The sequence below is a fragment of the Actinophytocola sp. genome (assembly GCF_035712165.1).
GTDB lineage: Bacteria > Actinomycetota > Actinomycetes > Mycobacteriales > Pseudonocardiaceae > DASYTH01.
This window is the reverse complement of the sequence record NZ_DASTBH010000197.1, coordinates 1-10,411: the sequence shown is the minus strand read 5'-3', so window position 1 is coordinate 10,411 and position 10,411 is coordinate 1. Positions and strand designations below refer to the sequence as shown.

Below are 10,411 nucleotides of genomic sequence, written 5' to 3'. Positions count from 1 at the left end.
GTCCAGCTCGAGCCGGCGGGCGCCGTGCAGGGCCACCAACCCGGCCAGGCTGTCCCGGCTGGTGACCAGCGCCACGCTGGTGGCGGTGCCGGGCAGCAGCGCCCGCACCTGCTCCACCGAGGAGGCGTTGTCCAGCACGATCAGCATCCGCCGGTCGGCGACCGCCGTGCGGAACCGGGTGGCGCGCGCGTCCACCTCGGCCGGGATGTCCGGGCCGTGCACCCCGAGCGCATCGAGGAACCGGACCAGCGCGTCGCCGGTGCTCATCGGCTGGTTCGGGTCGTAACCCCGCAGGTCCACGAAGAGCTGACCGTCCGGAAACGCCGGCCGCGCGCGGTGCGCCCAGTGCACGGCCAGCGCGGTCTTTCCGACGCCGGCCGTTCCGGTCACCGCCAGGATCACCGGCTGCGCCGCGCCGGAGCGCAACCGGTCCAGCGCGGCCAGTTCTCCGCTGCGGCCGCAGAAACCGGCGACGTCGGCGGGCAGCTGCGCCGGGGTGGCCGGGCGGGGCTGTTCGGCCACCGGTTCCAGCCCCGGGTCGGCGCGCAGGATGCGTTGCTGCAGCGTGCGCAGCGCCGGACCGGGCTCGATGCCCAGCTCCTCCACCAGGCGGGCGCGGATGCGTTGCAGCGCGGCCAGCGCGTCCGCCTGCCGGCCGCACCGGTACAGCGCCAGCACCCACAGCTCGGCCAGGCCCTCGTGGGTCGGATGCGCGTGGGCCAGGTCGGCCAGCTCACCCAGGACGGCGGCGTGCCGGGACAGTCGCAGGTCGACGGTGAGCCGCTGCCGGACGGCGGCCAGCCACTCCTCCTCCAGGCTGGTGCACAGCCGGCGCAGCGGCTCGCTGGCGACCACGTCGGCCAGCGGCCGGCCGGCCCAGTGCGTCAGGGCCTCGCGCAGCAACTCGCCGGAGCGGTCCAGGTCCGAGATGCGGCCGGCCTCGGCGACCAGCGCGCGGAACCGGAGCAGGTCCACCCGGTGCGGCTCGGCGTGCAGCACGTAGCCGGGCGGCCGGGCATCGATGCGTACGCTCGGGTCGACCGCCAACACCTTGCGTAGCCGGGAGATGTGCGTCTGCACGGCGTTGCGCCAGGCGACCGGCGGGTCACCCCAGACCAGCTCGACCATCCGGTCCAGCGGCACCACCTGGCCCGCCTGCAGCAGCAGCACGGCGAGCACGCACCGGCGCTGCCGGCCACCCAGCTCGACCGTCCGCCCGTCATGCTCGCACCGAACCGGACCGAGAATGGAAAATTCCACCCGCACAGGGTGGACTGGCCCCACATTGGCGACTACCGCCGAACGGACGCGCCCGGCGTCAGGACTCCTTGACCGCGATCGTGTGCACCAGGTCGGCGACGTGCTCGAAGGCGTCGGCCGCCGACTCCAGCGCGTCGACGACCTCCTTGAGCTTCAGCACGGTCAGCGGGTCCAGCTCACCGCTGAACAACCAGCTCAGCAGCCGGTGGTAGACCTGGTCGGCCTCGTTCTCCAGCTCGTTCACGGTGACCCAGTAGGTGTGCAGGCCACCGGGCCGGGCGAGGTTCGGCATGGCCTCGGCGGTCAGCTTCGCCGCCCGGCACAGCAGCTCGGCCTGCTCGTGCACCCCGGTGGGCAGCTCCCCGGTCCAGTACAGCGCCGTGAGGTCCACCGCCGCGTCGATGAAGTCGATCACATCGTCCAGCCGGACCGCGAGCCGGTAGATGTCCTCCCGGTCGAACGGCGTGATGAACGAGCGGTTGAGCTGGTCCAGGATGTCGTGCGTGGCCTGGTCGCCGGCGTGCTCGACCGCACGCATGCGTTCGGCCAGCTCCGCCCGCCGGCCGGGTGCGGCGGTGACGAACTCCCGCAGCACCTCGGCGGCGGCGTCGATGTTCGCGCCCGCGGCGGTGAACAGGGTGAAGAACTTCGCGTCCCGAGGTTGCAGACGCAGGCGCATCACGGATCCTTCCGTACCGGTCCCGGTGGACGGCACGGCGGACCGTACCCGGACCGCACCCTACGACAACGCGTCGCGCCACCGCACAGGCGCGCCGGGTGACGACCCGGCTAGCTGGCGGCCGGGACGGGGAAGGCCACCGGGCTGCGTCTGCCGGCCCGGTTGACCGCCCGCACGCCGAAGAAGACGTTGTCCTTGGAGATGTCGACGTGCGCGGCGGTCACGTCGCCGACCCGGATCACGTGCGTCCAGTCCGCCTCGGTGGTCTCCCGCCAGACGATCTCGTAGCCGGCCAGATCCGGTTCGGTGCCCCGGTTCCAGGCCAGGTCGGTGGCGTTGGTGAGGTTCGCGGTGATGATGCGCACGTTCTTCGGCGTGCCCGGGGCCTGCGCGAGGGAGAACATCGTGGCCAGGTTGAGCTTGGCCACCCGGGTGATGTAGTCGAAGTCGCAGAACTCGATCAGGTCGCCGAACTGCACGCCGTTCTCGACCCGGACGTCCTGGTGCTGGTGGGCGAAGATCTCGGCGGGCTCGGTGAACCGGCCGGCCGGATAACCCTGCTGCAGGAACGAGATGTGGTCGCTGCCGCGCAGGTAGCGGTCCCGGCGCCAGATCACCCGGACGTCGAGGCCCGCGCCGGACCGCCTGGCCACGTCGTCGACGAACCGGGACAACTGGCGCGAGGAGGAGTCGTTCTCGCCGCCGACCGAGCGGCGGGTGTTGGCCTCCGCCGGGGTCTCCGCGGTCGGCACGCCCTCGGCGAACAGCCGGATGGTGTGCGGGTCGCGGGAGCCGTCCTCGGCGGTGGAGCTGCCCACGATGTCGTTGGAGAACATGCCCTGCACGTCGGTGCCCGCCGCCTTGAACTGGGTGGCCATGAAGTTCGAGCCGAACAACCCCTGCTCCTCGCCGGCGACCGCGGCACACACCACGGTGGCGGCCGTGGGATGGGTGGACAGCACCCGGGCCACCTCCATGATCACCGAGACGCCGGAGGCGTCGTCGTCGGCGCCGGGGGCGTCGGCGGTGAAGTTGTTGACGTCGGTGACCCGGGAGTCGTAGTGCGCGGTGATCACGTAGACCCGCTCGGGGGCGGTGGTGCCGCGTAGCGTCGCCACCACGTTGGTGATGGTGGTCTCCGTCGGGATGCGCGGTGGGGCGGGCGGTTGCACGTAGGACTGCAGCGCCACGGTCATCCGGCCACCCGAGCGTTCGGCGTGGCGGCTGAGCTCGGCGTGGATCCAGTCCCGGGCGGCGCCGATCCCGCGCACCGGGTCGGTCTGGCTGGACAGCGTGTGCCGGGTGCCGAAGCCGACCAGCCGGCGCACGTTGGCCTCGACCCGGCGCCGGTCCACTTCACGCAGCAGGGCCCGCAACTCCGAGTCCACGCCGTGATCGCCGAGGGGCTCGGCGTCGGCGGCGGACACCGTCACCGGCAGCAGCATTCCGCCCGCCGCGGCCAGGGTGCCGGTCAGCACCGCACGCCGGGAGGGGGCAACCGAAGATTCTTCATGGGAAGCAGACGGTTCCATCCCCCCGTACTACGCCCGCCACCCCACCCTGTCTAGGGCGGAACGGAGGATCGTTCAGGGAATGGCCCCGTCCGGCTCGAGCACCGGCGCGTCCGCCGAAACCGTGTCCGGGTACTTGATCCCGGCGCCGGTGTTGAGCACGACCACCTCGTCGTCCGGGCGCAGCCAGCCCGACTCGCGCAGCCGGCGCACGGCGGCGAGGGTGGCCGCGCCCTCTGGGCAGAGCAGCGCGCCTTCCAGCCGGGCGCACCGGGTCTGCTCGGCCAGCGTGTCCTCGTCGTCGACCGCGATCGCGGTGCCTTCGGTGGCGTACAAGGCTTCCAGGATGAGCGCGTCGCCCAGCGGCTTGGGCACGGTCAGTCCGAACGCGACGGTGTGCGGATCCGGCCACGCTTGCGCACGGGTCGCGCCGGCCGCGAAGGCGGCGACGATCGGGGCGCACCCGCTGGCCTGGACCGCGACCAGGCGGGGCAGGCGGTCGCCGATCCAGCCGAGCTCCTGCAGCTCGCGCAACGCCTTGCGGATGCCGATCAGGCCGACACCGCCGCCGGTGGGGTAGACGATCACGTCGGGAACCCGCCAGCCGAGTTGCTCGACCAACTCCAGCCCCATGGTCTTCTTGCCCTCCACCCGGTAGGGCTCCTTGAGCGTGGAGACATCCTGGAACCCCGGCCGGCTCTCCAGCGCGGCGCCGATGAGCTGGCCGCACTGTCCAATGTGGCCATTCACCAGATACAGCTCGGCGCCCGCCGCCAGGCATTCCCGCCGGGTGACCACCGGGGCGTCCAGCGGCATCGTGATCAGGCTGCGCAGCCCGCCCCGGGTGGCGTAGGTGGCCCAGGCCGCGCCGGCGTTGCCGTTGGTGGGCATGGCGATCCCCTTGACCCCCAGCTCACGGGCCCGGGACGCGCCCACCGCCGCGCCACGCGCCTTGAACGACCCGGTCGGCACCAGCCCCTCGTCCTTCATCAGCAACCTCGGCACCCCGTACTCCGCGCCCAGCCGGGGCAGCGGCACCAGCGGCGTCATGCCCTCGCCGAGCGTCAGCACGTTGTCCGGGTCACGCACCGGCAGCAGTTCGTGGTAGCGCCACAGGGTCGGCGGCCGCCGGCCGATCACCTCCGGCGTCACCGTCTCGCCCACCGCCCCCAGGTCGTACTCCGCCAGCAACGGCGACCCGCAGGCACACAGGTTCATCACCCGGTCCGCGTCATACCCCGCACCACATTGCGGGCAGCTCAACCCGCGCAACGCCGAATACGCCACCGGACCCCTCCCTGGTTCTGTGCACGCCTACCCGTTCATCATTTCGGAGATCCTCGCCGCCGGCCGGGTGGGCCCGCCCGGCGCCAGCACCCGCGCCGCGATCGCCGGGCGGAGCAGGCGCGGGGGGCGGTCGACGAGGCCGGCCACCCGGATGAACGCCTCGGCGAGGCCGGCGTCCCGGGCGGCCGCCGCCTGCAACCGGGCCACGTACCGGCTCATCACCCGGGTTCGCGGGGTGCGCCGCCCGATGACGCCGGGCAACGCCAGATCCGCGCCCACCGCCACCGCCCAGGCGGCGTCGATGCCGGTGGCGATGCCGGCGAAGAACCGGTCCGGCCGGGGCGCGCCGCCGTGCTCGAGTTCCCGGCGCAGCGCCAGGGCGTCCAGCGCGGCGACGGTCATGCCCTGCGCGAAGGTGGGGTTGAACCGGCACACCGCGTCGCCGGTCACCAGCAGGCCGGCGGGGAAGCGGCGCAGCCGCTCGTACCGCCGGCGCACGCTGGCCGGGAACCGGGTCGGCACCGGCGCGTCGAGCGGCTCGGCGTCCCGGATCGCCTCGGCCACATCGGGTGCGGGCAGCGTCGCGACGAAACCGGTGAACCCGTCGGGGTCGGTCGGCGGGTAGTCGCCCAGCCGGCCGACCAGGGTCAGCATGGTCCGGTCCTCGAGCGTCTCCAGCACGGCGCCGCGCAGGTTGTCCCGGGTCGGACCGAGCACCACCACCAGGTCCTCGCCCAGCGCGCCGGGCCGCAGCCGGTAGTTGCGGGTGGCATAGCCGACGTCCACCCGGACCGTCTCCTCCTCCGGCGCCGGGTATCCCAACTGGGTCAACCACACCGGAAGGCGGGAGCCCGCACCCGTCGCGTCGACGACCAGGTCGGCCTCGACCACCTCGGCGCTACCGCCGTCGGCGCGCCCGATCACCCGCACCCCGGTGACCCGGGCGGCATCGGAGGTGGTCGCCAGGCCGACGATGTCGTGCCGGTCCAGCACCGTCACGCCGGCCCGGTCGAGCACCCGGTCCCGCACCCGGTTCTCCAGCAACGGCCGGCTCGCGCACAGCGCGGTGAGGCCGGAGGCCCGCTGCCGCAACCGGTTGCCGTTGAGGTGCCAGCGCACGTCGCCGAGCAGGTCGCCGGCGGGTGCGCCGGCCTGGACCAGTTCCTCGGTCAGGCCGGGGAAGAGCTCCTCCAGGATCTGCTGCCCGCGGGCCAGCAGCCCGTGCGCGTGCCGGCTCTGCGGCACGCCCCGGCGGTGCCGGGCGTCGGGCGGCATCGTGTCCCGGTCGATCAGCGTGACCCGGTCGAACTCCTCGGCGAGGACCCGGGCCGCGAGCAGCCCGGCCATGCTGGCCCCGAGCACCACGGCGTGGTTTCGCTTGTCGCGCCCCATAGCGCACCTCCTCAGTCGCCCGCGCAGGATGCGGGCGGGAGGTGCTCAGTTCCCAGGCCGGAAACCGCTCGGTTTCTGCTCACGTTCCCAGAGCAGGGACACCACCCGCGCCACCCCCTGGGTCAGGTGCCGGCGGTAGGTGCTGAACGGCAGCCCGAGCAGTTCGGCGGCCAACTCCTGGGTGGCGGCCGGACGCAGGTAGGTCCGGTCGACCGCGCGGTGCAGCTTCTCGTCCCGGGGATGTTGCCGCAGCACGTCGGCGGCCTCGCGGACGACCTCGACCAGCGCGACGGCCGGCTCGCCCGCGCGCTCGCGGACCAGCCGGCAGCGCGTCAACGGGTTGCGGGCCAACAGGTCTGGCCGGCGCAGGTCGCGCAGTGCCTGCCGGGCCGCCCGTTCGAACTCCGGCCGGGCCGGGTCCTCGTGCTGGCAGCTCAGGATCTCCGTCCACTTCGGAACCGGCGCGGCGGTCCACCAGTCGCGCGCGAAGACGGCGTAACGGCGTTCGCCGACCGTGAAGTCGGCCGCCGGCATCCGGTCGTAGCCGATGTGGGTCCACAGCTGGGCCCAGAACTCCGCGTCGGCCACGGCGAGGAAGTCCCAGTGCAGGCCCGGCCGGTCGAGCACCTGGAGCACGTGCACCACCGGGCCGACGTTGAACAGCTGGGAGGAGCCCTGGTAGGCCTCGCCGTCCATCAGGAACCGCAGCATCAGCACGTCCGCCCCGGGCTCGGCCGGGCCGCAGATCCGCCACGCGGCCCGGGTGCCCGGGTCGGCCTCGACGTCCTCGGCCGCCGCGTCGGAAAGCGAGAGCCAGCACAGGAAACCCAGCACGCCGTGCCGGCCGCGGTAGAGCGTGAACGCCTCCGGCTGCCGGTCGAACCAGCGTTGCGCGAGTGCCGCCGACTCCGCGCCCTCGTTGCGGCGCACCAGGTCCAGGATCGCCGCGCGGTCGGCCGGGGTGGCCGGCTCGCCGAAGACGCGGCCGGTGGTGTCCCACTCCTTCCAGTAGGACCGGAACCTCGGCTGGCTGTACTCGGTGAACAGGAAGTCCAGGATGGCCAGCCGCCGCTCCCGCCCGGTCGCCGCACGCATCCGGGCGGTCGCGTGCGCCCGGACCCGGTTGTGCAACCGGTCCCGGACCTCGGCGTCGCGCCAGCTCAGGTCGGCGACCAGCACGTCCCGGGCGAGCATGTGCGGGAAGATCCCGTGCGGGCCGGCGGCCACGAAGGACAGGCCGCGCAACCACTCGAACAGGTCGTGCACGTCGTCGCGGTCGAGCCCGGCGCGCAGCACCGCCTCGGTCGTGGTCCGCGCCTCGGCGCACACCTGCAGCGCGTGCCGGTGCGACTGGTCGGGCAGGCCTTCGACGAACCGCACCATCAGGGCCTGCATCACGTCTGGCGCGTCGGCCACGCCCAGGGCCGGGTCGAGGCCGTGCTGGCGCAGCACGTCCGCCGCGAGCGCCAGGGCCAGCGGGTGGCCGCCGGTGAGGCCGAACACCTGGTCGTGCAGGTGCGCCGGCAACCGCACCCGGCGCAGGAACTCCGCGGTCTCGGCCGGGCTCAGGTTGGGCAGCGACACCGTGCGGACCAGGTCCCGCCAGCCCAGGTCGGCCTGCCAGGCCGGGGCCAGCCGCTGCCTGCCGGCGGTCACCACGAGCAGCTGAGCCGGCAGGCGCGGCAGGAACTCCTCCCGGAACCAGTCCTCCAGCTCGCTCAGCGCCTCGAACGTGTCGACCAGCAGGACCGCCGGCCCGCTCGCGGCCAGCGCCTCGACCGGATCCCCGGCCACGCCCAGCTCAGCGCCCAGCGCGGTGACGAAGTCCGTGGGTGTCGCGCCGATGTCGCGGCCGTCGACGCCGAGGCATTGCGTCCCGGACTCGGCCGCCACCGCGGCCAGCCGGCGCAGCAGCGCCGACTTGCCGATCCCGCCCGGCCCGCACACGTGCAGGAGCACGAACGGCAGCTCCGGTTCGGCCAGCGCCGCGCGCACCAGTTCCAGCTCGCCGGCCCGGCCGACGAAGGTGTCCCGGCGTGCGGCGTCCAGCCGGTGTCCGACGGTCCTGGGTCCGACCGTCCCGGTGCCCATCGGCCAACGTTATACCGCTGTCCCTGGTCAGGACAGGGTCGTGGTCACCAGCCAGGCCGGGTGGTCGGTGGTGCCGGACATGCTGATCTTGGTGCCGCTGACGAAGGCGAGGCTGGTGCTGGCGAAGACGTGCTGCACCGAGCCGTCGCCCTTGCGGTAGAAGCCGGACCGGTTGCAGTCCTGGACGTTCGGGTTGCCCTGGTAGCGCAGGTTCATGTCCCCGGCGACGACCACCGGGCCGGACGCGGCGTAGCCCACCGCCCGCGCCATCAGCTCGCCGCACTGGGCCAGCGCGGAAGACCCGCTGCGCGCCGACAGGTGGGTGGTGCAGGCGGTCAGCACCCCGGCCGGCAGGCAGGCCCATACCCGCATCTCGTCGCTGGTGTCCTGGCTGGTGTAGCGCCCGGTCTGCCCGGTGGTTCCGGCCAGTCCTTCGGCCACCATGATGATGTTGCCGTAGCTCTGGCCGTTGGTGCAGGTCACGGGCGTGCCGTTGCGGTGCTCCGCGGCCACGAACACCGCCCGCGCGGCGCCCATCGCCTGCCGCAACGGCTCGACGTCGCCGGCGCACGCCTCGTTCACCGACACCACCTGCGGCCGGTTCGCGCCGATCACCGCCCGGGCCTTGGTGATCACCCGGTCGCCGGTGAAACACCCGACCAGGCCGCTGTGACAGATGTTGAGCTGCAACACCTTGACCGTCGTCGCGGCCGACGCCCCGGACGCGGGCAGCACCGCACCCGCCACCAGCCCCAACACCACACCGAGCACCAGGCGCACAGACATGATCACAGTTTCCCGTGATCTGTCCACGAATTGCTAGCCCTTCCGGCAAGACGGCGCGGTCACGGGCACGGCGGCTGGTAGGCGAACGCCTCGACCAGCGCGGGCCACAGGCCGCAGTGCCCGTAGAAGTAGGCGCGCACGCCCAGCACCACCCGGGCCCGGCCGGCGCCGGCACGCACCAGCGCGTCGATGAACCAGGCCCGCTCGGCCGGGTCCTGGCACAGCGTGAAGGTCTCCTCGAACTGGTCGACGATGAGCAGCAGGTCCTCGTCGTCCGGCCGGCCGGCCATCGCCCGGTGGATCCAGGAACGCAGCGTGTCCGGTGGGCCGGTCAGCTCGGCCAGCACGCTCTCCTCCAGGTCGCCGGTCAGCTCGGCCAACCGGGCCGCGCACTCCCGCCTCGGCTGCGGGCCCGGGGTGAGCAGCACCACCGGCTGTGGCCCGGTGTCGAACACCCCGCGGGCCATGGCCGTCGCCGCGACCCCGGCCCGCAGCACCGAGGACTTGCCGGAGCCGGACGCGCCGAACACGCCGACCAGCCGCCTGGCGCGGATCCGCCGGAGCAGGTCGAGGACCACCTCGTCCCGGCCGAAGAACCGGCCGGCGTCCTCCGGCTGGAACGCCGCCAGACCGACGTAGGGCGCGGGCAGATCCGACTCGACCTCGTCGTCGGGCGGGGTCAGCTCGGCGGCCACCTGGCGCCAACGCTGCTCCCACACGGCGGTGTCCGCCCCGCACGCCCCCGCGTAGGCGATCGTCACGGCCAGGCTGGGCAGCTTGCGGCCGGCGGCGGCTTCGGACAGTGCCGCGACGGAGTAATGCGCCCGCCGGCTCAGCTCCCGGTAGGTGGGACCGCCGGCCAGTTCCCGGATCCGGCGCAGGCCGGCGGCGAACTCGTACAGGACGGTCCCGTCCGGTTCCAGCGGTTGCTCTTGTCGAGGCACCGGCTCATTGTTCACACGGTGTTGTTCACCGTCCAACGCTCCGACTCTGAACAACCGTTGTGCCGTATACATGTTCGCGGGCCCACCCGGTGATGCGGGAACGCACAGAGGGGGTTCACCGGATGGGCCCGACCAGATCAGAGCCGGGAGATCAGGTCCGCCGTGCCGGTGATCAGATCGTCGATCGCGGTGCCGTCCATGGTTTCGGGTTGCACGACCAGCCGGTGCACACCCAGGTCGGCGTAACGGCGAACGGTGTCCAGGTCGAGCGGCCCCGGCGGGGTCATGGTGATCTCCAGGTCGCCGAGCTCGGCGGGCCGGTCGTAGCGGTCCCGGGCGGCGCGCAGCTCAGCCAGCGCCGCCGCGGTGCCCTCCGGGTCCAGGTCCCAGCCGTACCAACCGTTCGCCGAGCACACCGCACGCCGGTAGGCGGCCGCGGAGGCGCCGCCGACGATGATCGG

General features: G+C 73.2%; 8 protein-coding genes and 1 pseudogene. All 9 read right to left on the bottom strand.

The genetic code is table 11. The annotated features are described in order from the left end of the window. On the bottom strand, positions 1-1,260 hold a 1,260-nt coding region (locus VFO68_RS10970), incomplete at its 3' end, for an AfsR/SARP family transcriptional regulator (protein WP_325158111.1). 58 nt (positions 1,261-1,318) lie between these two features. Beyond that, positions 1,319-1,939, bottom strand: coding sequence for a DUF47 domain-containing protein (locus tag VFO68_RS10965; RefSeq protein WP_325158110.1), 621 nt, complete (start codon positions 1,937-1,939; stop codon positions 1,319-1,321). Positions 1,940-2,049: 110 nt separating this feature from the next. After that, positions 2,050-3,417 carry a M28 family metallopeptidase gene (locus VFO68_RS10960; RefSeq protein ID WP_325158109.1) on the bottom strand — a complete coding sequence of 456 codons (1,368 nt, stop codon included), beginning with the start codon at positions 3,415-3,417 and terminating at the stop codon, positions 2,050-2,052. 108 nt (positions 3,418-3,525) lie between these two features. Continuing rightward, complete coding sequence (locus VFO68_RS10955; RefSeq protein WP_325158108.1) at positions 3,526-4,737, bottom strand: threonine synthase; 1,212 nt, start codon at positions 4,735-4,737, stop codon at positions 3,526-3,528. 27 nt (positions 4,738-4,764) lie between these two features. After that, complete coding sequence (locus tag VFO68_RS10950; RefSeq protein ID WP_325158107.1) at positions 4,765-6,129, bottom strand: FAD-dependent oxidoreductase; 1,365 nt, start codon at positions 6,127-6,129, stop codon at positions 4,765-4,767. Positions 6,130-6,174: 45 nt separating this feature from the next. Then, positions 6,175-8,220, bottom strand: a complete 2,046-nt coding sequence (locus VFO68_RS10945) for an ATP-binding protein (RefSeq protein WP_325158106.1) — start codon at positions 8,218-8,220, stop codon at positions 6,175-6,177. A gap of 27 nt (positions 8,221-8,247) precedes the next feature. Then, the gene (locus VFO68_RS10940) at positions 8,248-9,006 is read right to left on the bottom strand and encodes an endonuclease/exonuclease/phosphatase family protein (RefSeq protein ID WP_325158105.1); all 759 of its coding nucleotides are present in this window, start codon (positions 9,004-9,006) and stop codon (positions 8,248-8,250) included. Between the two features lie 59 nt (positions 9,007-9,065). Then, a complete protein-coding gene (locus VFO68_RS10935; RefSeq protein ID WP_325158104.1) occupies positions 9,066-9,950 on the bottom strand; it encodes a helix-turn-helix transcriptional regulator in 885 nt (294 codons plus the stop codon). A 137-nt stretch (positions 9,951-10,087) separates the two neighbouring features. Next, positions 10,088-10,411: pseudogene (locus tag VFO68_RS10930) on the bottom strand (hypothetical protein); the annotation flags it as partial.